Annotated in this window: 25 protein-coding genes and 1 tRNA gene; 18 read left to right on the top strand and 8 right to left on the bottom strand. The window is 67.3% G+C overall.

What is annotated here, in order from left to right:
- The 3 genes from ACP7AB_RS08030 to ACP7AB_RS08020 all read left to right on the top strand — a co-directional run.
- Positions 1-636, top strand: a 636-nt coding sequence (locus ACP7AB_RS08030) for an EF-Tu/IF-2/RF-3 family GTPase (protein WP_426046127.1), incomplete at its 5' end; no start/stop codon positions are given.
- Between the two features lie 302 nt (positions 637-938).
- Positions 939-1,283, top strand: coding sequence for a glycine zipper 2TM domain-containing protein (locus tag ACP7AB_RS08025; RefSeq protein WP_425989459.1), 345 nt, complete (start codon positions 939-941; stop codon positions 1,281-1,283).
- Between the two features lie 14 nt (positions 1,284-1,297).
- Positions 1,298-2,953 carry a carboxylesterase/lipase family protein gene (locus tag ACP7AB_RS08020; protein ID WP_425989461.1) on the top strand — a complete coding sequence of 552 codons (1,656 nt, stop codon included), beginning with the start codon at positions 1,298-1,300 and terminating at the stop codon, positions 2,951-2,953.
- Here ACP7AB_RS08020 and ACP7AB_RS08015 read toward each other — a convergent pair.
- Complete coding sequence (locus tag ACP7AB_RS08015) at positions 2,946-4,037, bottom strand: L,D-transpeptidase family protein (protein ID WP_425989462.1); 1,092 nt, start codon at positions 4,035-4,037, stop codon at positions 2,946-2,948. The two genes, ACP7AB_RS08020 and ACP7AB_RS08015, sit on opposite strands and share 8 nt — an antisense overlap.
- Before the next feature lie 141 nt (positions 4,038-4,178).
- On the opposite strand from ACP7AB_RS08015, the gene ACP7AB_RS08010 reads away from it, so the two are divergent.
- The 10 genes from ACP7AB_RS08010 to ACP7AB_RS07965 all read left to right on the top strand — a co-directional run bounded on the left by ACP7AB_RS08010 (position 4,179) and on the right by ACP7AB_RS07965 (position 10,593).
- Positions 4,179-4,301, top strand: a complete 123-nt coding sequence (locus ACP7AB_RS08010) for a hypothetical protein (protein WP_425989464.1) — start codon at positions 4,179-4,181, stop codon at positions 4,299-4,301.
- A 99-nt stretch (positions 4,302-4,400) separates the two neighbouring features.
- Positions 4,401-5,735 (top strand): hemolysin family protein, encoded by a 1,335-nt coding sequence (locus ACP7AB_RS08005; protein WP_425989465.1) that lies wholly within the window; start codon positions 4,401-4,403, stop codon positions 5,733-5,735.
- A 222-nt stretch (positions 5,736-5,957) separates the two neighbouring features.
- Positions 5,958-6,033 (top strand) — tRNA-Trp (locus ACP7AB_RS08000).
- A 79-nt stretch (positions 6,034-6,112) separates the two neighbouring features.
- Positions 6,113-6,430, top strand: a complete 318-nt coding sequence (gene secE, locus ACP7AB_RS07995) for a preprotein translocase subunit SecE (protein WP_303697021.1) — start codon at positions 6,113-6,115, stop codon at positions 6,428-6,430.
- A gap of 22 nt (positions 6,431-6,452) precedes the next feature.
- Positions 6,453-7,034, top strand: a complete 582-nt coding sequence (gene nusG / locus ACP7AB_RS07990) for a transcription termination/antitermination protein NusG (protein ID WP_425989468.1) — start codon at positions 6,453-6,455, stop codon at positions 7,032-7,034.
- A 305-nt stretch (positions 7,035-7,339) separates the two neighbouring features.
- Positions 7,340-7,771 carry a 50S ribosomal protein L11 gene (gene rplK, locus ACP7AB_RS07985; protein WP_298163331.1) on the top strand — a complete coding sequence of 144 codons (432 nt, stop codon included), beginning with the start codon at positions 7,340-7,342 and terminating at the stop codon, positions 7,769-7,771.
- Positions 7,772-7,773: 2 nt separating this feature from the next.
- The gene (gene rplA, locus ACP7AB_RS07980; RefSeq protein ID WP_303697020.1) at positions 7,774-8,463 is read left to right on the top strand and encodes a 50S ribosomal protein L1; all 690 of its coding nucleotides are present in this window, start codon (positions 7,774-7,776) and stop codon (positions 8,461-8,463) included.
- A 352-nt stretch (positions 8,464-8,815) separates the two neighbouring features.
- On the top strand, positions 8,816-9,331 hold the full coding sequence (gene rplJ / locus ACP7AB_RS07975; RefSeq protein ID WP_425989471.1) for a 50S ribosomal protein L10: 516 nt from the start codon (positions 8,816-8,818) through the stop codon (positions 9,329-9,331).
- A gap of 62 nt (positions 9,332-9,393) precedes the next feature.
- Positions 9,394-9,777 carry a 50S ribosomal protein L7/L12 gene (gene rplL, locus ACP7AB_RS07970; RefSeq protein ID WP_425989473.1) on the top strand — a complete coding sequence of 128 codons (384 nt, stop codon included), beginning with the start codon at positions 9,394-9,396 and terminating at the stop codon, positions 9,775-9,777.
- Positions 9,778-9,909: 132 nt separating this feature from the next.
- Positions 9,910-10,593, top strand: coding sequence for a type 1 glutamine amidotransferase domain-containing protein (locus ACP7AB_RS07965; RefSeq protein ID WP_425989475.1), 684 nt, complete (start codon positions 9,910-9,912; stop codon positions 10,591-10,593).
- 48 nt (positions 10,594-10,641) lie between these two features.
- Here the strand turns inward: ACP7AB_RS07965 and ACP7AB_RS07960 are convergent, their stop codons facing one another.
- Both ACP7AB_RS07960 and queA read right to left on the bottom strand, forming a co-directional pair.
- Complete coding sequence (locus tag ACP7AB_RS07960) at positions 10,642-12,603, bottom strand: M61 family metallopeptidase (protein WP_425989477.1); 1,962 nt, start codon at positions 12,601-12,603, stop codon at positions 10,642-10,644.
- 76 nt (positions 12,604-12,679) lie between these two features.
- Positions 12,680-13,783, bottom strand: coding sequence for a tRNA preQ1(34) S-adenosylmethionine ribosyltransferase-isomerase QueA (queA, locus tag ACP7AB_RS07955; RefSeq protein WP_425989479.1), 1,104 nt, complete (start codon positions 13,781-13,783; stop codon positions 12,680-12,682).
- 98 nt (positions 13,784-13,881) lie between these two features.
- Between queA and ACP7AB_RS07950 the strand changes: the two genes are divergently transcribed.
- From ACP7AB_RS07950 to ACP7AB_RS07930, 5 genes are all read left to right on the top strand, one after another.
- Positions 13,882-14,295 carry a hypothetical protein gene (locus ACP7AB_RS07950; protein ID WP_425989481.1) on the top strand — a complete coding sequence of 138 codons (414 nt, stop codon included), beginning with the start codon at positions 13,882-13,884 and terminating at the stop codon, positions 14,293-14,295.
- A 181-nt stretch (positions 14,296-14,476) separates the two neighbouring features.
- Entirely contained in the window at positions 14,477-15,613 is a 1,137-nt protein-coding gene (locus tag ACP7AB_RS07945) for an amidoligase family protein (RefSeq protein WP_425989483.1), read from the top strand.
- Between the two features lie 18 nt (positions 15,614-15,631).
- Positions 15,632-16,066 carry a hypothetical protein gene (locus ACP7AB_RS07940; RefSeq protein WP_425989484.1) on the top strand — a complete coding sequence of 145 codons (435 nt, stop codon included), beginning with the start codon at positions 15,632-15,634 and terminating at the stop codon, positions 16,064-16,066.
- A 43-nt stretch (positions 16,067-16,109) separates the two neighbouring features.
- Positions 16,110-17,795, top strand: a complete 1,686-nt coding sequence (locus tag ACP7AB_RS07935; protein WP_425989486.1) for a lysine--tRNA ligase — start codon at positions 16,110-16,112, stop codon at positions 17,793-17,795.
- 324 nt (positions 17,796-18,119) lie between these two features.
- Entirely contained in the window at positions 18,120-18,599 is a 480-nt protein-coding gene (locus ACP7AB_RS07930) for an SH3 domain-containing protein (protein ID WP_425989488.1), read from the top strand.
- Between the two features lie 277 nt (positions 18,600-18,876).
- Here the strand turns inward: ACP7AB_RS07930 and ACP7AB_RS07925 are convergent, their stop codons facing one another.
- From ACP7AB_RS07925 to ACP7AB_RS07905, 5 genes are all read right to left on the bottom strand, one after another.
- Positions 18,877-19,512: a S24 family peptidase gene (locus ACP7AB_RS07925; RefSeq protein WP_425989490.1), complete on the bottom strand. Its 636-nt coding sequence runs from the start codon at positions 19,510-19,512 to the stop codon at positions 18,877-18,879.
- Between the two features lie 60 nt (positions 19,513-19,572).
- Positions 19,573-20,004 (bottom strand): hypothetical protein, encoded by a 432-nt coding sequence (locus ACP7AB_RS07920; RefSeq protein ID WP_425989492.1) that lies wholly within the window; start codon positions 20,002-20,004, stop codon positions 19,573-19,575.
- Between the two features lie 88 nt (positions 20,005-20,092).
- The gene (locus ACP7AB_RS07915; protein ID WP_425989494.1) at positions 20,093-20,467 is read right to left on the bottom strand and encodes a hypothetical protein; all 375 of its coding nucleotides are present in this window, start codon (positions 20,465-20,467) and stop codon (positions 20,093-20,095) included.
- Between the two features lie 162 nt (positions 20,468-20,629).
- Positions 20,630-21,028 carry a PaaI family thioesterase gene (locus ACP7AB_RS07910; RefSeq protein WP_425989496.1) on the bottom strand — a complete coding sequence of 133 codons (399 nt, stop codon included), beginning with the start codon at positions 21,026-21,028 and terminating at the stop codon, positions 20,630-20,632.
- On the bottom strand, positions 21,025-21,498 hold the full coding sequence (locus tag ACP7AB_RS07905) for a PaaI family thioesterase (protein WP_425989498.1): 474 nt from the start codon (positions 21,496-21,498) through the stop codon (positions 21,025-21,027). The genes ACP7AB_RS07910 and ACP7AB_RS07905 overlap by 4 nt, the downstream gene beginning before the upstream one ends.
- Positions 21,499-21,510: the final 12 nt, after the last annotated feature.

Below are 21,510 nucleotides of genomic sequence, written 5' to 3'. Positions count from 1 at the left end.
ATCGGCGAGCAGCAGGTGCTGAAGCTGATGCAGACCGTGGACGACTACATCCCGCAGCCGGCGCGTCCCCTGGACCTGCCGTTCCTGATGCCGGTGGAAGACGTCTTCTCGATCTCGGGTCGCGGCACCGTGGTCACCGGCCGTATCGAAAAGGGCATCGTCAAGGTCGGTGAGGAAGTCGAGATCGTCGGCATCCGTCCGGTCCAGAAGACGACCTGCACGGGCGTGGAAATGTTCCGCAAGCTGCTGGACCAGGGTCAGGCCGGCGACAACGTCGGCGTGCTGCTGCGCGGCACCAAGCGTGAAGACGTCGAGCGCGGCCAGGTTCTGTGCAAGCCGGGCTCCATCACGCCCCACACCAAGTTCGTGGCCGAGGCCTACATCCTGAACAAGGAAGAGGGCGGCCGTCACACGCCGTTCTTCACCAACTACCGCCCGCAGTTCTACTTCCGCACCACGGACGTGACGGGGATCGTTCAGCTGAAGGAAGGCGTCGAGATGATCATGCCCGGCGACAATGCCGAGCTGAACGTCGAACTGATCACCCCGATCGCCATGGACCAGGGCCTGCGCTTCGCCATCCGTGAAGGCGGCCGCACCGTCGGCGCCGGCGTCGTCGCCAAGATCGTCGAGTAGGAAACACGACGGTCCGAATGGACTGAGTTGAATGAGGCCCTCCGGTGAAAGCCGGGGGGCCTTTTTCTTTCTTTCGTCATCCTCCGGCGAAGCGAAGCGAAGACCGGGGGACGCAGCGGCGCCGAAGGCGATCTGTTCAGGCAGGATCTCGGCCGCTGGTGTCCGCGACAGGTTCGCGCTCTCGCGCGCCGCTGCGTCCCCCGGTCTGCGGCGCTGCGCGCCTTGCCGGAGGATGACGAAGGAAGGCGGAACACCCCGTGGCACCCCGCGTTGGCCAGCAAGTGTTTCCGAAGGAGCCCTCGATGAAAACGATCTGGACCCTGGCGGCCGTGTCCGCCGCAACGATGCTGACCGGCGCCTGCGCCACAACCGACAACTACGCCTCACAGTGCGAACGCGACTATGCGGAGAACCAGAGGTATGCGACCGCCAGCGGCGCGGCTCTGGGCGCTCTGGCCGGGGCGGCCATCGCGGGCGAACGTGACCGGGAGCGGGGCGCGGCGATCGGGGCGCTGGCCGGCGGTCTGCTCGGCAACCAGCTGTCGGATCGGGACGATCCCTGCGGCTATGGCTTCGGCGGCTATAATCGTGACGGCCGCTATGGCTATGATCGCGTGCCGAGGCGCGGGAGCTACGGCTACTACTGAGGCCGCCTGACTGAATGACGAGATCCGGGTTCTGGCAGGCGGCGATCGCCGTGATGGCGCTCGCCCTGGGCGGCTGCGTGGTCACACACCCGGGCGCCGTCGATCAGGTGCGGTTCGCGTCGGACAGGTCGTTCGTCGAGACGCGGACGGAGGCGGGCGTGGTGCGCGGCGTCGAGGGGGCCGGGGTCCGGGCCTTCCTGGGCGTGCCCTATGCCAAGGCGCCGGTCGGCGACCTGCGCTGGCGAGGACCGCGACCGCCGGAGCCGTGGCACGGCGTCAGGGATGCGACGCGGCTGGGGTCCGACTGCGTTCAGGCCCTGGGGAGGAAGGCCATCCTCGGCGGCGGCGGCGGACTGGTCGTCGGGTCCGAGGACTGTCTGTTCGTGAATGTGTACGGGCCCGTCCCGGATCAGGTCCGGGATGACAGTCTTTCAGGGCCGCTGCCGGTGATGGTCTGGCTGCACGGCGGGGCCTTCACGATCGGATCGGGGGCCAACTACGATCCGTCGCGGCTGGCGGCCGAACAGGGGCGGGTCGTGGTCACGGTCAACTTCCGGCTGGGCGCGCTCGGCTGGCTGGCCCATCCCGGCTTTGCTGCCGAGGGCGAAGGCGGCGCCCAGAACCTGGGGGGCAACTGGGGCCTGATGGATCAGCAGGCGGCGCTGCGCTGGGTGCATGAGAACATCGGGGCGTTCGGCGGCGATCCGGGCGACGTGACCCTGTTCGCGGAGAGTTCGGGGGCATGGAGCGCCTGTTATCTGATGGCCTCGCCCGGGTCGGAGGGGCTGTTCCACCGGGTCATCCTGCAGAGCGGGCCGTGCCTGGAGCCACAGTCGCTGAACGCCGCCAAGGACCAGGCGCCGGGCGGGCCGCCGTTCGCGGAAGCCCTTGGCTGCACGGAGCAGGGACAGGTGGCCTGCCTGAGAGCGCTGCCCGCCTGGCGGCTCGCGCGGGCGCCCTCGTTGCGATCCGGGATCAATGGACCGGGCTCGTGGGGTCCGGTGCATACGGACGCGACCGTGCCGATCAGTCCGCCTGACGCCTTCGCCAGTGGCCGGTTCACCCAGGTCCCGGTGATCGTGGGCACGAACACGGACGAGGGCCGGCTGTTCGCCGTCGAGGTCAAGGACATGGACCGCTATCAGAAGGAGACGGTCTGGCTGTACGGCGCCGACGGGGAGCGGGCGCTGGAGCGGTACCCGGTGGGTGCGGACGGTCCCGCGATCGCCATCGCTCAAAGCTTCACCGACAGCCGGTTCTCATGCCCGGCCGAGGCCTTGAGGCGGCTGCTGGCGCGGCATGTCCCGGTGCATGGGTATGAGTTCGCCGATGCCGAGGCGCCGTTCCTGCTGCCCGACTGGATCAGCGGCCTCGACATGGGGGCCTATCACGCCTCGGAACTGGCCTATGTGTTCGGGACGAGCTGGCTGTTCGCCGACACAGGCCGATGGACATCGGAGCAGCGGGCCTTGTCGGACAGGATGATGCGGCTGTGGGCCGGGTTCGGGCACGATCCGGACTTCGAGCAGGACTGGCCGCGCGTCAGAGACGGCGATGGACCGATCGTGGTCTTCCATCCCGAGGGCGATCGCGTCGACGCCACCTTCCACGACCGGCATCACTGCGGCTTCTGGGGCGGGACGGCGCTGGGCGCGGTCGAGCCTAGCTGAAGATCACCTCCACGCCCGGCTTGACCGCGGCGGCCAGTTGTTCGGCGCTCCAGTTGGTCAGGCGGACGCAGCCGCTGGAGGCGGTCCTGGCGATCTGCGACGGCTCCGGCGTGCCGTGGATGCCGTAGGTGTCGAGCGACAGTTCGATCCAGACCGAGCCTACCGGATTGTTGGGACCGGCCGGGACCACCAGCTTGCGGTCGCCCCGGTCATAGCTGACCCGCTCCGGATCGTAGGTGTAGTCCGGCTCGTTGGCGACGCCGACGACAGTGAGCCGCCCGGACGGAGCGGGCCTGGCGCTGGAGCCGATGGTGGCGGGGTAGAAGGCCAGCAGGGTTCCGTCGGCGCCATAGGCCCGCAGAGCGCTGTCGCCCTTGTCGACCACGATGCGGGTGACGGCGGGCAGGGGTTGGTCCGGGACGGCGGGGACGACGAGGATCGCGCCCACCTGCTCGAAATTGGCGTCCGGGTTGAGGGCCGACAGCAGGGCCTCGGTGACGTGGAACTTCTCGGCGAGACCCTCGAAGGCGCTGGCGTAGTTCAGGGCGGGCAAGGCCGCCTGGTCCTCCAGAGACGTGGGCACGGGACGGAACGGCCCGGCGACGTCGGCGGCGGTGATCGCGTAGCGCGTCATGACGGGCGCGGAGTCCTGCGTCAGTCTGGCGAAGACCTGGCCGTCCAGCTCGCCGTCGGCGGGCAGGCCGTTGGCCTGCTCGAAGGCGGCGATGGCCTGGCGTGTGTTCTCGCCGCCGAGGCCGTCGATGGCGCCGGGCGAGAAGCGGGCGCGGTCGAGGAGGATCTGGGCGCGGATGACCTCAGGGCGCGGCGGGGTGGACGTAGCGGGGCCGGACGGGTCGGCGCCGGGCGCGGTGGCTCGCGGCGACGGCGTCGCGGGGGCTGCGGGAACCGAAGACGACGCCTGCCAGACGGCTGTTTCGATGGTCTGGGCGGAAAGGGGACCCGTCGCGCCGGCAGCCGTAGGCGCGGTCGGCGCTGCTGGGGCCTGGCTCTCTGGATCGGGCGCACTGCAGGCGGCCAGGGAAACGGAGGCGAGGAGGGCGACGGCGAAGGCGCGGCGGATCATGACTCAACTCTCGGGCGGACTGGAGTTAGCCAACCCGCAGGCCTGTTTACCGTTCCGCACAACCGGCGGGGGCGGGGGCTTGCGTGCAACCTCGAACCAAGGCCTACGTTCAGACCGGGACGTTAATATTTTGGTAACCCTATGCGACGCGCACTTCGGATCGGCCTGTTCATCGGCACCCTGATCGGTGTCTCCGCTTGCGCGACCGTCGAGGCCGGCCAATCGGGCGCCTATGGCTCGATCGAGGCCGGCCGGACCCGCTGATCTCTCCGTTCAAGGAAATCGTGGCGAAACCGGTCCAATTCGGCTAGGCTGGCACAGCGGACGCCGACTGTCGCGCCGCGCCGGTTCTCCCCCCCCTAGATGTTACTTATCGCCATTGTCGTCGTTCTGCTCCTCGTGGTGCTCAACGGCCTGTTCGCCATGACCGAGCTGGCGGTCGTCTCATCCCGCCGATCCAAGCTGCAAAGCCGCGCCGAACGCGGGGACCGGGGCGCCCGGGCCGCGCTGAAGCTGTCCGAAAATCCAACCCATTTCCTGTCGGCGGTCCAGGTCGGCATCACCCTGATCGGCATTCTGGCCGGCGCCTTCGGTCAGGCGGCGATCGCGGGCGAGCTGAACCTGATTCTGGAAACGACCTTTCCGGCGCTGGCGGCCTATACCGAGATCTTCTCCACCCTGCTGGTGGTCATCTGCATCACCTATGTCTCGCTGATCGTCGGCGAGCTGGTGCCCAAGCGGCTGGCGCTGATCTTCCCTGAGACGATCGCGGCCAAGATGGCCGCGCCGATCTCGACCGTGGCCATCGTCTTGCATCCGTTCGTGGTGCTGCTGACCGCCTCGACCTCGGGCATTCTCAAGATCATGGGGGTCAAGGACCGCGACGGCTCCGACGTCACCCAGGAAGAGGTTGAGACCATGATCGCCGAGGGCACCTCGGCCGGTCTGATCGAGCCCGAAGAACAGACGATGATCGAGGAGATCCTGACGCTGGGCGATCGCCCGATCCGCGTGGCCATGACGCCGCGTCACGAGGTGTTCTGGGTCGCCCTTGACGACACCGAAAAGGAGCTGCGCGACGAGGTTCGCAAATGCCCCTATTCCCGCATCGTCGTGGCGCGCGAGAACGACGTCGATAATCCGTTGGGCGTTGTCCACAAGAAGGACCTGCTGGACAGCCTTCTGACCGACGGCGAGTTCAACATCGAGAAGCACGTCCAGACCCCGGCCTTCATCCCGCAATCGACCTCGGTGCTGAAGGCGCTGGAGATCATGAAGTCGTCCAAGGTCCACATGGCCTTCCTGGTCGACGAGTACGGCGCCTTCGAGGGCGTGGTGACGGCGACGGACCTGCTGGAGATGATCGCCGGCGACTTCGACGAAGGTCACGATGACCAGGAGGCCTGGATTCGCCAGCGCGAGGACGGCACCTGGCTGGTGGACGGCCAGACCGACCTGGAGGAGCTGGCCGACGTGCTGGGCGAGGATTTCGGCGACCAGGACGGCTTCCACACCGTGGCCGGTCTGGTGCTGCACCATCTCTCGCGCGTGCCCGACGAGGGCGAGACGCTTCAACTCGGCCGGTTCGAGGTCGAGGTCATCGACATGGACGACCGCCGCATCGACAAGCTGATGTTCAAACAGCTCGTGAAGCGGGAAGACGAGGCCGACGCGGTCGCCGCCCACCTGGATCACTAGAATCCTCCCCATTGGGGGAGGGGGGCCACAAAGTGGTGGAGGGGGCTGGCCGCAGACACCGAATTTGCGACTGGCCCCCTCCGTCACGGTGCAAGTGCGCCGCCTCACCTGCCCCAACGGGGGAGGATTAGTCTTGAAATGCCCCGCCGCGTCAGGCATAGCCCCCGGTCTGGCGAGCAGACGCGCCGTTGGGTTCTCCCACGGCGCGCTTCTGTATTGTCTAGGAGCTTAGCTCAGCTGGTAGAGCACCGGTCTCCAAAACCGGGGGTCGTGGGTTCGAATCCCCCAGCTCCTGCCACTTCCCCCTGTTCCCGCAGACTGGGCATCCCCATCTGCGGGGACAGGATCAAGCGTTTACGAAGAGACCCCGAGAGCCCATGGCCAAGTCCAAGTTTCCCGGCGGACGCCGCACCGGCAACCCTGCCGCCGGCGCCAAGCCGCAGATGGCCGGCGCTTCGGCCTCCGCCTCGACGGTCACCGTCGATGCGCCCGTGGCCAAGCCGCGCACCTCGCCGGCCCAGTTCGCCAGCCAGGTCCGCGCCGAAGCCCGCAAGATCGTGTGGCCCAGCCGCAAGGAGACCTGGATCACCTCGGTGATGGTCTTCATCATGGTGCTGCTGGCGGCGGCCTTCTTCTGGATCGTGGATACTGGCCTGGGCTTCGCCTCGCGCTACATCCTCGCCCTCGGCCAATAAAGAAAAAGAAGGAGACGCGCCCATGACGGATGCAGCGCCCGAAACCAAGCCGGCCTCGAACCCGCGCCACAAGTGGTACATCGTCCACGCCTATTCGAACTTCGAGAAGAAGGTCGCCCAGCACATCCGCGACCAGGCCAAGCAGCGCGGCCTGGTGGAGTGTTTCTCCGAAATTCTGGTGCCGACCGAGGACGTCGTCGAGATCCGCCGGGGCCGTAAGGTCAACTCCGAGCGCAAATTCTTCCCCGGCTATGTGCTGGTGAAGATGGAACTGACCGACGACGCCTATCACCTGGTCAAGGACACGCCGAAGGTTACGGGCTTCCTGGGCGCCGCGGGCGGCACCAAGCCCCTGCCGGTCTCGGAACGTGAGGTCCAGGCCATCATCGGTCAGGTGGAGGAGGGCGTCGAACGTCCCAAGCCCACGATCCGTTTCGATATCGGCGAGACCGTCAAGGTCATCGACGGCCCGTTCGCCAGCTTCGACGGTCAGGTGGAGAGCGTCGACGAGGACGCCGCCCGCCTGCGCGTCGCCGTGTCGATCTTCGGCCGGCCGACGCCGGTGGATCTGGAATACAGCCAGGTCGAGAAGAACGCGGCTTAAGCGCACGGATTTTCCCTCCCCCTCGGGGAAGGGCAGGTCGCCTTGGCGACCGGGTGGGGCGGCTCGGCGACGGGCCGCCTTTTCGCTGTGCGGTGTCTGGATCGCTTGGCCGCCCCCACCCGGCTTCGCTTCGCTCAGCCACCCTCCCCCGAGTGGGAGGGAGAAGGCATTGCCTCAGACCCGCGCCCCTGCTACACGCGCGCCTCCTTCGCCCAGGGGCAAAGGATAAATCCGTGGGAGGCAGCCATGCCCGACCACGGCTCACCGGCCCCGATTAGCTTCGGGGTCATTCACAGGAGAGACCAATGGCCAAGAAGATTCTGGGCTATATCAAGCTGCAGGTGCCGGCCGGTTCGGCCACGCCTTCCCCCCCGATCGGGCCCGCACTGGGTCAACGCGGCGTGAACATCATGGGCTTCGTCAAGGAGTTCAACGCGCGCACCGAGAAGGAAGTCAAAGGCACCCCCCTGCCGACCGTGATCACGGTCTATCAGGACAAGTCGTTCACCTTCGTCACCAAGACCCCGCCGGCCACCCACTACATCAAGCAGGCCGTGGGCATCACCTCGGGCTCCAAGCTGACGGGCCGCGAGACGGTCGGTTCGATCACCCGTACTCAGCTGCGCGAGATCGCCGAGAAGAAGATGAAGGACCTCAACGCCAACGATCTGGATGCCGCCGCGCGCATCATCGAAGGTTCCGCCAAGGCCATCGGCCTCAACATCGTGGAGCGCTGAACATGAGCAACCAAGCCAAGCGCATCAAGGCGTGGACCGTCGACCGCGAAGCCCTGATGCCGTTCTCGGACGCCATCAAGACCGTCAAGGAACACGCCACCGCCAAGTTCGACGAATCGATCGAGATCGCCGTCAACCTGGGCGTCGATCCCCGTCACGCCGACCAGCAGGTCCGTGGCGTCGTGAACCTGCCGTCCGGCACGGGCCGCGACGTTCGCGTGGCCGTCTTCGCCAAGGACGCCAAGGCCGATGAGGCCCGCGCCGCTGGAGCCGAACACGTCGGCGCCGAGGATCTGTACGAGAAGATCAACGGCGGCTTCATGGACTTCGACCGCGTCATCGCGTCCCCGGACATGATGGCCCTGGTCGGTCGTCTGGGTAAGGTGCTGGGCCCGCGCGGCCTGATGCCGAACCCCAAGGTCGGCACCGTGACTCCCAACGTCGCCCAGGCCGTCAAGGACGCCAAGGGCGGCGCGGTCGAGTTCCGCGTCGAGAAGGCCGGTATCGCCCATGGCGGCATCGGCAAGGCCTCCTTCACCCAGGAAGCCCTCGAAGCCAACGTGAAGGCCTATGTGGACGCGCTGCAACGTGCCAAGCCGGCCGGCGCCAAGGGCACCTACGTCAAGCGCATCACCCTGTCCTCGACCATGGGTCCGGGCGTGAAGATCGATCCGGCCTCGCTGACGGCCTGATCAGAGACTATCGGGACACGGGCGGCGCTCTTCGGATCGTCGCCCGTTGCCTTTTCGAGGGGGGTTCGCTATGAGCGCCGCTTCCCGGGATGGGTTCTGCCTTTCCCGGTCCTGTCCGAGAACTTCGGGGTCTGGGGGTCACCCAGGCCATAAATGTCAGAGAGCCCTCTGACGCCGTGGGGAGATAGCGACGCAGACGACGCACGGTCGGCCCGGTTTCCGGGACGGAACCCCGTCAGAGCATCCTTTCGGACATCGCTACCGGCCACAACGCAATGCGGCGACGCATTGGGCTTTGGCCTCTCGCCGTCGGGAATAAGCCCGGCGTCGAACCTCAAGACTGGAGACCGCAATGGACCGCGCACAAAAGGCCGAGTCGATCGAAACGCTGAAGGGCGTTTTCAGCGACGCCGGCGCCGTGGTCGTGACCCACAACCTGGGTCTGACCGTTGCGGAAATGGAAGACCTGCGGGGCCGTCTGCGCACCGCGGGCGGAGCGTTCAAGGTGGTCAAGAACCGCCTGGCGCTGAAGGCTCTCGAAGCCGCTGAAGGTTCCGACCATCATGCCCTTTTCAAGGGTCCGGTCGGTATCGCCTACGCACCCGACGCCGTGACCGCCGCCAAGGTCACAGCCGAATACGCCAAGGCCAACGACAAGTTCGTCGTTCTGGGCGGCTTCATGGGTGACAAGGTTCTGGACGCGAAGGGCGTGGAGATTCTCTCCAAACTGCCGTCGCTGGATCAGATCCGCGCGTCGTTCCTGGGCCTGCTCAACACGCCTGCGACCCGTATCGCCGGCGTCGTTCAAGCCCCGGCCGCCCAACTGGCCCGCGTGTTCAACGCGTACGCCACCAAGGACGCCGCGTAAGCGAACCCTCTTCCATCTCTGCAAATCTCTACTGAACCCCATCCTCCGAAGGAAAACTGACCATGACCGACCTGTCCAAGATCGTCGACGACCTGTCCAAGCTGACCGTCCTCGAAGCCGCTGAACTGTCCAAGCTGCTGGAAGAAAAGTGGGGCGTCTCCGCCGCTGCTCCGGTCGCCGTCGCCGCTGCCGGCGGCGCTGCCGCTGCTCCGGCTGAAGCCGCCGAAGAGCAGACCGAATTCACCGTCATGCTGCTGGACGGTGGCGACAAGAAGATCAACGTCATCAAGGAAGTCCGTGGCGTGCGTTCGGACCTGGGTCTGAAGGAAGCCAAGGACCTGGTCGAAGGCGCTCCGCTGCCCGTCGTCGAGAACGTCTCCAAGCAAGTCGCCGACGAAGTCGCCAAGAAGCTGACGGAAGCCGGCGCCAAGGTGCAAATCAAGTAAGAAGACCGTCGCGACCTTCGGGTCGAGAGGATCTTTGGAAGGCTCGGCGGGAAACCGCCGGGCCTTTTCTGCGTTCCGGCACTACCAGCATCAGACCTGGTTCATTCTCATTGATCGACGGAGCCGACCGCCATGAACATCCTGATGGTGCTGACCTCGCACGACCAACTCGGCGACACCGGCAAGAAGACCGGCTTCTGGCTGGAGGAGTTCGCGGCTCCCTACTATGCGCTGAAGGACGCCGGCGCCGAGATCACCTTGGCCTCGCCCAAGGGCGGCCAGCCGCCACTGGATCCCAAGAGCGACGAAGCCGACGCCCAGAGCGAGGACACTCACCGGTTCAAGGCTGATCCGGCCGCGCAGGCGGCGTTGGCGACCACGGTTGAACTGTCGTCGGTGAAGGCCGAGGATTTCGATGCCGTCTTCTATCCGGGCGGGCACGGGCCGCTGTGGGATCTGGCGAATGACAGGGACTCCATCGCCCTGATCGAGTCCTTCGCCCAGGCTGACAAGCCGACCGGATTCGTCTGCCACGCGCCGGGCGTGCTGAAGTCCGTCAACGGGCCGGACGGCAAGCCGCTGGTCAACGGGCGCCGGATGACCGGCTTTACCAACACCGAGGAAGAGGCTGTGGGCCTGACCGGGATTGTCCCGTTCCTCGTCGAAAACGTCCTGATCGCCAACGGCGGCGACTACTCCAAAGGGCCGGACTGGGGCTCCCATGTGGTGGTCGACGGCAAGCTGGTGACCGGACAGAACCCCGGCTCGTCTCGGGAAGCCGCCGAGGCCATGCTGGGTCTGCTGAAGGTATCGTAGACCCGATCCCTCCCCATCGGCTCCTGCGGATGGGGAGGGAGGGTCACGTCACCGCCCCCGCGCGGTCATGATGTCGCCGATGCGGTCGCGCGTGCCCTCGATCCGCTCCAGACGCGGGTAGCGGAGGCCGCCCGTGTAGGTGAGGTCGAGGGTGCGGATGCGCTGGCCGTTTTTCAGGATCAGGCGGATGGGGGCCTCGCCGGATTTGGCGGCGGTGACGGCCTCGCGCAGGACCTCGGGCGTGGCGACGCGGTCGCCGACGGCGATCAGGTCCCAGCCGGCGCCGATGCCGGCCTCGAACGCCGGTCCGCCCCACTGGATGGCGGAGATACGCTGCGTCGGGCCCGCGAGGCTGAAGCCCAGCGAATAGCGGAAGTCCGAGCCCCAGCTGGAGGACATGGCCTTCTCGTCGGCGTTGGGCTCCTCGACATAGACCAGGCGATAGCCGCCCCGCTCCAGACCCTCCAGCGGCGCGCGGGCGTCGGGGCCGGCGGCGTCCAGACGGGTGCGCAGGAAGGTCGCCCAGTCATGAGGCTGGACCGCGTTCAGGGCGGCGACCACGTCGGCGAAGGTGTAGCCGCGCGGGGTCCACGACCCATCCGTGCCCTCCGGCGAGAAGAAGGTGCGGGCGAAGTCGTCGAGCGACTTGCGGTCGCGGCTGAGCTCGCGGATCAGGGTGTCGGCGTCCAGCCAGATCAGGGCGGCTTCGTCATAGTAGTCGCCGGTGCCGCGCATCCATGACGGCCACTGGCCGGGGATGCGATAGCCCAGAAGGTTGTGGTTGTTGGTGTCCTGCAGGTTCCGCCATTCGCGGCCCGGCTGGTTCTCGTAGAAGGCGGCGCGGTCGGCCAGGCCGATCAGGGCCTGGGCCTTGGTGTGGAGGCCGGCGCGAGCCGACAGGACGTCGCCCCAGTATTCGGTCTGGCCCTCATAGACCCACAGCAGGCTGTTCTCGGTCGGGACGTTGTAGTTGGCGGTCAGCTCGTCGGCCGGCCGCATGAACTTGCCGTTCCAGGAGTGGGTGTATTCGTGCGGCAGCAGGGCGCGGTTGCCCGCCGACTTGCCCCAGTTGGTGAAATAGTCGGGCGCGGCGGTGTTCTCGGACGAGCGGTGATGCTCCAGCCCGATGCCGCCCAGCTGGTCCGTCAAGGCCAGCAGGAACTCATAGCGGTCATAGTGGCGCGAGCCGTAGAGACGGTCTGCCTGGGTCACCATGTCGGTATAGATCTGGATCTGTTCGTCGGTGGGCGCGAGGTTCGCGGCGGTGTCGGCGACGATGTTCAGGTGGACGTCCTCGCCGTCGGCGTCGATGTCGATGCGGCGATAGTGCTGACCCGCGAACATCGGGCTGTCGACCAGGGTGTAGAGATCGACAGGGGCGAAGGTCGCGACGCCGTTCTCGAACGAGGTGGTCTCCAGGGCCACGCCGTAGTTCCAGCCCTCGGGCAGTTTGATGCTGGGGGCGAAGGTGATGCCGGTCGAGCGGTAGCCGGCCGGGTAGAGCAGGGCCTTTTCCCACTCCATGTTGACGATCGATGGGGTCATGACCACGCGCCAGTTGGCGTTGTCAGCCTGGGTCAACCACTGGAACTCGGTGACGATCTCGGTCGCGCCCTCGGGCACGTCGATGTGGAAGGCGTAGGGATCGACGGCGTCGCGGCGCCATTCGACGCGCTGGCCATTGGCGGTGATGGTCAGGCCGGCGAACAGCTGGATCGGACCGGAGTCGGCATGGTTTCCGGGCAGGTATTTCGGATAGAGCAGGGTCAGGCTGCGGCTGGCGACAGGGATGGTCTGGCGCACGGAGATGACGCGGTGGTCCAGGTCGGTGGCGTCGACCTCGTACCTGATGACGCCGGGAAAGGTCTCCCGGGTCGGGGCCGGGATCAGGGGGCTGTCGGGGAAGCCGCCGATGTCGGGGGTGGTCGGACCCGCCGTCTGGGCCGCTCCGGGCGAGGCGCTCGCGATCAGAAGGGCGGCGAGGCAGGCGGAGACGGCGAGACGCGACATGGGCTGATCCGGGACTGACGGCGGGGGAAGGCGCAGATCACGCCGGGGGCGATCTCAGGTCAAGGGTTGCCCGTCTTTATGCCTCTCGGTGAAGCAGGGAGCCGTCGCCGTAGGAATAGAAGCGATAGCCGTCGGCCACGGCGTGGGCGTAGGCGGCCTTCATGGTCTCGAGGCCCGCGAAGGCGCTCACCAGCATGAACAGGGTCGACTTCGGCAGGTGGAAGTTGGTCATCAGGACGTCGGCGGCGCGGAAGCGGTAGCCCGGTGTGATGAAGATGGCCGTATCGCCGTGGAAGGGCCGGATCACGCCCTCCGGCGTCGTCGCGGATTCGAGCAGACGCAGCGAGGTGGTGCCGACGCAGACGATGCGGCCGCCGGCGGCATGGACGGCGTTGAGGGCATCGGCGGTCTCCGCCGGGACTGTGCCCCATTCGGAGTGCATTTTGTGGTCGGCGGTGTCGTCGGCCTTGACCGGCAGGAAGGTGCCGGCCCCGACGTGCAGGGTGACGGCGTGGGTCGTGACGCCCCTCGCGCGAATGGCGTCGAGCAGGGCGGGGGTGAAGTGCAGGCCCGCAGTGGGGGCTGCGACGGAGCCGTCGTGCGCGGCGAAGACGGTCTGGTAGTCCGAACGGTCGCGGTCGTCCTCGGGCCGTTTGGCGGCGATATAGGGCGGCAGGGGCATGACGCCGACATCGCGGATGGCGTCGTCCAGAGCGGGGCCGGAGAGGTCGAATTTGAGGGCGACGAGGCCGTCTTCCTGCTTGCCGGTGACCGTAGCGTCGAGACGCCCGAGGGCGCAGGCGGCGTCGCCGTGAGCCCCGAACCGCACCCGGTCGGCGGGCTTGATCCGCTTGCCCGGCTTCATGAAGGCGGACCAGGCGTCGGGGGCGTCGCGGTGGTGCAGGGTGGCCTCGACCTCGACGGTCAGGGTCTCGCCTTCCGGACCCCCGATCACGGGGTTGGGGCGCTGGCGCACGCCGGACAGGCGGGCGGAAATGACGCGGGTGTCGTTGAAGACCAGGGCGTCGCCGGGACGCAGGAAGTCGGGCAGGTCGGAGACGAGGTGGTCGGCGAGGGCGCCGTCCTTCACCACCAGCAGGCGCGCGGAATCGCGCGGCTCGGCGGGGCGCAGGGCGATGCGGTCCTCAGGCAGGTCGAAGTCGAAGTCGGTGGTTTTCATGCTCGGCGCGAATGGCCACGGGGGCGAGGCGGGGTCAAGTGCGGGGGGCGACCTTGTGTCCGGGCGACCCGAGCCGTTGGCCCGGTCATACTGCAACGATGAAAATCCGGATTCTGCTCGCCGCCTCCGTCCTGGCCCTGACCGTCGCCGCCTGCGACACGTCCGCCCTGCAGGACCTTCAGGACACGGCCGCCAAGGCCGAGGCGACACTCGAGACCGTCAACACCCGCACCGCCCAGGTGCAACAGGCCATCGACAATCCCGGCGGCGCCCTGCTGGCGGCGGTCGGGGCGACCTTCTCGAAGACGACGACCGATCAGCCGGGCGTCTATGTCCTGACCGACCTGCAGACCGGGTGTCAGTTCCTGGGCACCTATGGGCCCGACGGGACGACGGTCAGCTCCATCGCGCCGCGTGTGGAAGCCGCGCCGGGCGGCGGCACGCAGCAGCGCTGCGTCGCCATTCCGGGCGTCGCACGGCCGGATGCCGCCGAGGCTGAAGCCGAGCGCTGACAGCCGGACGCTTGCTGCCAGAGCCTGATCGTTTGAGACGGAAGCGCTTCGCGCTTCTGTCGAAAGCGTGAATCACGCTCTCGCTGATACCTGGAGCAGGATTCACGGCATCAGCGGAATCGCGAAGCGATTCCTCCTCAGCCGATCCTGCTCTAGGCTGGACCCGATAGGGGAGCCCGCCTTGGCCGTCACACTGGACTGGAAGACCGGCTTCGAGATCGAGCTGATGGCCCCGCCGGGCCTGTCGCGGCGCGATCTGGCGGAGGCGACGGCGACGCGGGTCGGCGGGACGGTCGAGTGTTTCTTCCACCCCCAGTCCGAGCCCAGTGCGGTCGAGGGACGGCCGGTATTCGAGAACCTGACGCCGGGGTTCCGGGTGCGGGATGGGCAGGGCGTCTGGGTCGCGTCCTTCGTCGACGACCTGACCCTGCAACGCGATCTGGACCGGGAACGGGCCCCCCTGGCCGGGTGGCGGCGGATCGTGGCGGACGACGGGCGGCTGTTGCGGCTGGTCGAGCGGCACTGCGATCCAGAGGCGCAGGGCGAGGGGACACTGGAACCGCTGGCCGCCCTGTTCGGCACAGCGGCCCAGCGCCATGAGGCCGGGATGGTGCGGGTGGTCGACGAGCGCGGCCGGTCGGTCGCCATCGACGCGCCCCTGCCCGGCGAGCGGGAGCGTCCCTGCGAGATCGTGACCGCGCCGATCGAGAGGGATCATGAGTCGACGCTGGCGGGATTTCTGGCCGATGCGCGCCGGTTGGGGTTCACCGTTCCGGCCGAGGGCGCGACCCATGTCCATTTCGACGGCGGGCCGCTGTGTTCGGCGTCGGCGATGGCCGGGCTGGTCGAGGTCTGGACCCGTCACGGCGAAGCGCTCAAGCGGCTGGTCGGAGTCAATCCACGCTGTGTGCGGCTGGGCGACTGGCCGGCGGCGCTGGGCCAGTTGACCGGGAGCGAGGCGTTCCGGGCCATGGACTGGACACAGGCGAAGGCGGCGTTGGGCGGGGTGGGGTTGACCAAATACTGCGACCTGAACCTGACCAACCTGCTGACCGGGCGGCCGGAGAAACACACGGTCGAGGTGCGGGTGCTGCCCGCGCAGCTTGAGACCGAATCGCTGATGGCGGCCGCGGGACTGTTCGAGGGCGTGCTGGGCTGGTGTCGGGACCGCGAGCCCGGCGAGGCGACGCCGGGAACCCTGGTCGATTTGCTGATCCGGTCGCCGATCGACGAACACGCCAGAGCGCATTGGCTGGACAGGCTTCGTCAGGAAGCGACACCTATCGGCGGGATGCGAAACCCGTATAGTCAGCGCTGATATTTTCGGGGACCGACCATGACCAATAGCCATCGCGCCCGCCGCCTGTCCGCCGCCCTCCTGATGTCCAGCGCCGTCGCCCTGGTGGTGTTCGGACAACCGGCGCAGGCCATGCCCCAGCAGCGCGAGTACGACGCCTTCTTCTCGTCGCGCTACAACTACTGTGACGCCAGGCTGGTAGGCGCCCTCTACGGCCAGGACGCTGTCGGCGGCAAGGTCATCATCGGCCAGAAGATCCTCAACGGCATCGGCACCAACGTGCCGGTCGTGCTGCGGGAAAGCCGCAACGACGGCAACGTCTGCGAATGGGAAGACACGGGCCTGTCCTATTCGGACGCCCAGGTGCTGGCGCGCACCTGGGGCTTCTCGGACCCCTATGAGGCCAAGCTGAAGGCCGCCGACCTGTTCACCAACGGCCGCGAACAACAGGTCCGCAACGGGCTGGGCTACTGACCCGACGTTGACGATGGGGGCGTGAGCGGCCAAACCCCGGCCCATGCTGCAGAACCTTGAACCCCTTGCCCGCGATGCCCGGTCCTGGCCGTTCGAACAGGCCCGCGCCCTGCTCGACCACGTGCTGAAGAAGCGCCTGTCCGACAGCGAGCGGGACGCGGCGAAACTGCTGATCGACGCCGGCAAGGCGGACGAGGCGGTGGCGACGTTCGAGGCCCTGGCAAAGCCGGTGGTGCTGGAGACCGGCTATGGTCCGTCCGGCCTGCCGCACATGGGCACCTTCGGCGAGGTGGCGCGCACGACGATGGTGCGCAACGCCTTCCGCGCCCTGACCGGGGATCACTGGCCGACGCGGCTGATCGCGTTCAGCGACGACATGGACGGGCTGCGGAAGGTTCCGGAAGGCGTGCCCAATCCGGAGATGCTGCGCGAGGACCTGAATCTGTCGCTGACGCGGGTGCGCGATCCGTTCGGGACACACGACAGTTTCGGCGCTCACAACAACGCCCGTCTGCGGGCCTTCCTCGACGGTTTCGGCTTCGACTACGAGTTCATGTCCTCGACCGAGACCTACAGGTCGGGGCGGTTCGACGAGACTTTGCTGCGTCTGCTGGGGCGGTTCGACGCGGTGCAGGCGATCATGCTGCCGACCCTGGGCCCGGAGAGAGCTGCGACCTATTCGCCCTTCCTTCCGGTCAGCCCGATCACCGGCCATGTGTTGCAGGTGCCGACGCTGGAGCGGAACGTCGAAAAGGGGACCATCGTCTTCGACGACCCGGCGGGCGGGCGCACCGAGCTGCCGGTCACCGGCGGCCATGTGAAGCTGCAGTGGAAGCCGGACTGGGCCATGCGCTGGACCGCGCTGGACGTCGACTACGAGATGTCGGGCAAGGACCTGATCGAGAGCGTGCGCGAGTCGTCCAAGGTCTGTCGCGCCCTGGGCGGGGTTCCGCCGGAGGGGTTCAACTACGAGCTCTTCCTCGACGTCGAGGGCAAGAAGATTTCCAAGTCCAAGGGCAACGGCCTGACCATGGACCAGTGGCTGCGCTACGGCACGCCCGAGAGCCTGTCGTGGTACATGTTCCAGTCGCCGAAATCAGCCAAATCGTTGCATTTCAACGTGATTCCCCGCGCGATCGACGACTATCTGGGCGCCATCGACCTCTACGGGACGCAGGAGCCGGCCAAGCAGATCGACAACGCCGTGTGGGCGATCCATGCGGGCGCGCCGCCGAAGGTCGCCTCGCCGGTGTCGTTCGCCCTGCTGCTGAACCTGGTCGGCGTGGCCAACCTTCGGGATAAGGATCAGCTTTGGGCTTACCTGGGACGGTATCTGCCGGGCGCGACCTCTGCCAGCGAGCCCATTTTGGATGAGCTTCTGGATCGCGCGCTGAACTACTACGAAGACTTCGTCAGGCCGACGAAGTCTTATCGAGCTCCGACCGATCAAGAGAAGGCAGCCTTCACCGATCTGGCCAATCGGCTGGACGGCTTGCCGGAAGATGCGGACGCAGAGACTGTTCAGGCCGAGGTTTATTCGGTCGGCAAGGCGCATGCGTTCGAGCCTCTGAGGGGCTGGTTCAGTGCTCTCTATGAGGTGCTACTCGGCGCTTCCCAAGGGCCGAGATTTGGCTCTTTCGCCGCGATCTATGGCTTGAGACAGACCAGCTATCTGCTTCGCGACGGGGCCGACGGTGCGATCGTCTCTGAGAACCTGAAGCCGACCTGAAGCCGTCGCCCTGTCTCCTCCCTGTCGCGTAGCGATGGGGAGGTGGCTCGGAGCGAAGCGCAGAGACGGAGGGGTTCTTCGGGCGGCAAGAGCCCCTCCACCACTTCGTGGTCCCCCTCCCCACCGCCAAGCGGCGATGGGGAGGAGACACCGTTTCCGGTTCAAGCCGCGAGCCGCCGCGCGGCGAGCGTTAGCCCCCCAGGAAGTGCGCCCTCTATGCCGCCTTGCGTACATGAACCGAAAATAACGGCGACGCTCCGGGAGCCTTCATGCGGGCCGGCGCATTCTCACGCCATCGACCAACCTCGATAAATGGAGAGAGCCATGTCGAAGATCCTCAATACCGGCCTGATGACCGCCGCCGTCCTGGCCGCGCTCGTTTCGGCCGCCCCCATGGCCGCCCAGGCCCAGCAGTCCAATGGCGTGACCAGCTGTGACGCCCCCGGCGGTCGCCAACAGGTCGGCGCCGTGATCGGCGGCGTCCTCGGGGCCCTGGCCGGCAGCCGTATTTCCAGCAACGAGCGGACCCTCGGGGCCGTGGCCGGCGCCGGCGCCGGCGCCGCGGCCGGTTCCTACATCGGCTGCAACCAGCAACGCGCCCGCGCCAACAGCCAGGGCAGCTCCAGCGGCGCCCAGTACCGTGCCTCGTCCAACCTGCGCATCCGCTCGGGCCCGGGCACCAGCTATCGCCAGGCCGGCTCCCTGTCGGCGGGCCAGCCCTTCACGGCCGTCGGGTCGCAGGGTGAATGGGTGCAGATCGCCGGTGGCGGCTGGGTGAACGCGAACTATGTTCGGCCTTACTGAACAAGGCTGACAGCTCGAAATGAAGTCAGGGCCGTCCCGAAAGGGGCGGCCCTTTCTTTCGTTCGTCATCCTCCGGCAAGGCGCGCAGCGCCGCAGACCGGGGGACCCATCGTCATCCTCCGGCCGATCGGAGATCGGACCGGGGGAGGCGCCGAAGGCGATCTGTTCAGGCAGACTGTTGGAAACTTCCGGGCGCGCGACAGGTTCGCGCTCGCGCGCGCCGCTGGGTCCCCCGGTCTCGCCAGGGCTCGCCGGAGGATGACGAAGACTACGGAGCCTACTGGCTGACCCAGAGGATGCGGGCGATCCAGTCGATGTCCTTGCGTGGGATGACGCGGGGTTCGTAGGCAGGGTTGATGGAGGCCAGGGTGACCGACCTGGCCGTCAGCGAGGTGACCTCCTTGGCCATCGTCTCGCCCGTCGCGGTGCGCACCACGACCCGGTCGCCCTTGCGGACATCGGTTCGATCCCGGTCGACCAGAACCCGGTCGCCCTGGCGATAAAGCGGGGCCATGGAGTCGCCCGAGATCTGCAGGCTGAACAGGGACGGGCGGGGCAGGGGCAGGTCGGTCTGGTCCCACCCTTCGCCGGTCGGCAGGCCCGCATCGTCGAAGAAGCCGTCCGCCCCCGCCTGGGCCATGCCGAGCAGGGGAATGGTCGGCGCGCGCCGATAATCGCCCTCGGCGAGTTCGGCGAACTCCGCCAGCGACATCCCGACGACACCCAGCACCTTGGTCAGGCTCTCGGTCGAAGGCCAGCGAGGACGGCTCGGCTGGCCCGGTCCGAACCGTTTGGAGGGATTGAAGGATGTCGCGTCCAGGCCCGCGCGCCGGGCGAGGGCGGAGACGGAGATGCCCGCGCGTTGCGCGAGCATGTCGAGCGTGGCCCAGAGTCGGGCATGGGAAAGGGGCATGGGATCCGCCAGCTGATTCGGCGGACAGGATAGCTAGGAATATCGACCTATTCCAGCCCTCTATTCCACCCCCGCCGCGCGGCGCTCCTGCCAGGCCCAGAAGGTACCCAGCCCGATGGCGATGAGGATGCCGTAACCGGCCAGATTCAGGATCGTATAGAAGGCCGACATCCCGGGCCGCAGGTCAAACAGGGTGACGATGTGGCTCATCACGATGATGAGTTGCAGCGAGGCCGCCCAGATCGGCCAGTTGCGATGGAACTTCCATGCGAGCCCTCCAAGAACGAGCAGCATGACGACATCCAAGGCGAACATTCCCGGCTGCCAGTTGGAATACAAGCCCTGGTCGTCCTGGAGTAGCAGCCCGGCCATCCAGCCCAGCAGATAGGCGCCCATGGCCAGTCGCTCGGGCTCATCGCCCTTGGTGAAGGCGAAGATGCCGACCAGCACCATCGGCAGCAGGCCGATCTGCGAATACAGGGTGTCCAACATGAAATCGCCCCCGCGTCCACTGACGCGGGAGCGATCATGCTGCGAGTCTGGTTAAGCGAAAACCGGAGTCGTCGACATTAACCCGAATTCACGCGACGCGGATGGGCCGGATGGTGCGGAGCTGCTGCTCGACCTGCGGCGGCGGCGGCAGTTGATCGCCCCAGTCGTCGTCGGGCTTGTCCATCGGGCCGACGTTGTAGACGCCATAGCCCATGCGACGGTGATCCTTGGCGAGTTCAGCGTGGCAGGCCACGACGGCGTCGCGAGCAGCGGACAGGGCGGCGATGGCCTCGATGGCCTTGGCTTGCGACACGGCGCCGGCGACCGGCGACGCCTTGAGCAGGGTCCGGGCGCCGATCATGGACTGAACGAGCGTGGTGGCCGAGGTGATCGCGGCATCAACCGCACATTCCGTAGCGTAGAGATCTCCAGCAACGCTGGCGACGACTTCAGTCCGATCCATGTTAGCCCCTTCCAAAAAGTTACAATGGTAAAGGGAGGGTTAACACGCTTGGGGCGAGATTGGTAGGGGTTCCTTAACCATCTTTGAGGGTGCCCCAATCAGGCGCCTCAGGCCGACGGTCATGTCGGGACCTGTGCGCCTCGGATCGGCAGGGCTTCTCAATTATGAGTCGTGTTCGTCCATCGAGAAGTGCGCCGTCAGGCTGGCGATCGGCTGGGCCGGGTCTTCCTGCCAGGCCTCGGCCAGAACATGGGCCACGCGGCGGCCGGCGCGGGAGATGCGGGCGCGGGCATGGACATCCCTGGGTTTTCCCGACCGGAGATAGGCGGTCGTCACCGTGATCGGCCGGGGCAGGCGCAGTCGCGGCCAGACCAGGGCGACCTGGGCCACTGCGGTCAGTTCCAGCAGGGCCGCTGTAGACCCCCCATGCAGGGCGGGAAGCATCGGATTGCCGACCAGATGATCCGCGAACGGCATGGTCACGGTCAGGACGTCGCCGTCCTGCTCGCTGCGCAGGCCCAGGAACCGGGCGTAGGGGATGATGTCGAGCAGCAGGGTCATGCGCGCTCCTCCCGGGGCTTGAGATTGGCCCCGGCGCCGCGTCCTCCGTCGGAGGAGATGACATAGGTGGCCTGGGCCGCCGCCACCGGGTCGGCGGGATCATCCTCGAACGCCCAGGCGCGGACGAAGCCGATGGTGCGGGTGACGCGATAGCAGCGCGCCTCGGACAGCAGGTCGACGCGGGGCCGGGCGGGCCGCATGTAGTCGATGCGCAGGTCCAGGGTCGCGATGGGCTCGTAGCGCCCCAGTTTGGTCCAGACGGCGAGGCCGCCGACGTGGTCGAGCATGGCGGTGACCAGACCGCCGGCGAACACATCGGTCTGCGGATCCCCGACCAGATCGGGCCGCCACGGCGTCCGCAGCCGCACCCGGTCTCCGTTCACGCCCTCGTAGACGAAGCCCAGGGCGTGGGTGTGGGCGGCGCCCGAGGCCAGCTGCGGCATCAGGGTGGTCAGGAACGTATCGTTCATGAGATCGTCCTT

This window comes from Brevundimonas sp. TWP3-1-2b1, assembly GCF_049896165.1.
In the GTDB taxonomy this organism is placed as follows: domain Bacteria; phylum Pseudomonadota; class Alphaproteobacteria; order Caulobacterales; family Caulobacteraceae; genus Brevundimonas; species Brevundimonas subvibrioides_B.
This window is presented reverse-complemented; position numbering and strand designations above follow the sequence as displayed.

Coding starts and splice junctions, on each gene's coding strand:
- ACP7AB_RS08025 (WP_425989459.1), top strand. CDS start 939: ATGAAAACGATCTGGACCCTGGCGGCCGTGTCCGCCGCAACGATGCTG.
- ACP7AB_RS08020 (WP_425989461.1), top strand. CDS start 1,298: ATGACGAGATCCGGGTTCTGGCAGGCGGCGATCGCCGTGATGGCGCTC.
- ACP7AB_RS08015 (WP_425989462.1), bottom strand. CDS start 4,037: ATGATCCGCCGCGCCTTCGCCGTCGCCCTCCTCGCCTCCGTTTCCCTG.
- ACP7AB_RS08010 (WP_425989464.1), top strand. CDS start 4,179: ATGCGACGCGCACTTCGGATCGGCCTGTTCATCGGCACCCTGATCGGT.
- ACP7AB_RS08005 (WP_425989465.1), top strand. CDS start 4,401: ATGTTACTTATCGCCATTGTCGTCGTTCTGCTCCTCGTGGTGCTCAAC.
- secE (WP_303697021.1), top strand. CDS start 6,113: ATGGCCAAGTCCAAGTTTCCCGGCGGACGCCGCACCGGCAACCCTGCC.
- nusG (WP_425989468.1), top strand. CDS start 6,453: ATGACGGATGCAGCGCCCGAAACCAAGCCGGCCTCGAACCCGCGCCAC.
- rplK (WP_298163331.1), top strand. CDS start 7,340: ATGGCCAAGAAGATTCTGGGCTATATCAAGCTGCAGGTGCCGGCCGGT.
- rplA (WP_303697020.1), top strand. CDS start 7,774: ATGAGCAACCAAGCCAAGCGCATCAAGGCGTGGACCGTCGACCGCGAA.
- rplJ (WP_425989471.1), top strand. CDS start 8,816: ATGGACCGCGCACAAAAGGCCGAGTCGATCGAAACGCTGAAGGGCGTT.
- rplL (WP_425989473.1), top strand. CDS start 9,394: ATGACCGACCTGTCCAAGATCGTCGACGACCTGTCCAAGCTGACCGTC.
- ACP7AB_RS07965 (WP_425989475.1), top strand. CDS start 9,910: ATGAACATCCTGATGGTGCTGACCTCGCACGACCAACTCGGCGACACC.
- ACP7AB_RS07960 (WP_425989477.1), bottom strand. CDS start 12,603: ATGTCGCGTCTCGCCGTCTCCGCCTGCCTCGCCGCCCTTCTGATCGCG.
- queA (WP_425989479.1), bottom strand. CDS start 13,783: ATGAAAACCACCGACTTCGACTTCGACCTGCCTGAGGACCGCATCGCC.
- ACP7AB_RS07950 (WP_425989481.1), top strand. CDS start 13,882: ATGAAAATCCGGATTCTGCTCGCCGCCTCCGTCCTGGCCCTGACCGTC.
- ACP7AB_RS07940 (WP_425989484.1), top strand. CDS start 15,632: ATGACCAATAGCCATCGCGCCCGCCGCCTGTCCGCCGCCCTCCTGATG.
- ACP7AB_RS07935 (WP_425989486.1), top strand. CDS start 16,110: ATGCTGCAGAACCTTGAACCCCTTGCCCGCGATGCCCGGTCCTGGCCG.
- ACP7AB_RS07930 (WP_425989488.1), top strand. CDS start 18,120: ATGTCGAAGATCCTCAATACCGGCCTGATGACCGCCGCCGTCCTGGCC.
- ACP7AB_RS07925 (WP_425989490.1), bottom strand. CDS start 19,512: ATGCCCCTTTCCCATGCCCGACTCTGGGCCACGCTCGACATGCTCGCG.
- ACP7AB_RS07920 (WP_425989492.1), bottom strand. CDS start 20,004: ATGTTGGACACCCTGTATTCGCAGATCGGCCTGCTGCCGATGGTGCTG.
- ACP7AB_RS07915 (WP_425989494.1), bottom strand. CDS start 20,467: ATGGATCGGACTGAAGTCGTCGCCAGCGTTGCTGGAGATCTCTACGCT.
- ACP7AB_RS07910 (WP_425989496.1), bottom strand. CDS start 21,028: ATGACCCTGCTGCTCGACATCATCCCCTACGCCCGGTTCCTGGGCCTG.
- ACP7AB_RS07905 (WP_425989498.1), bottom strand. CDS start 21,498: ATGAACGATACGTTCCTGACCACCCTGATGCCGCAGCTGGCCTCGGGC.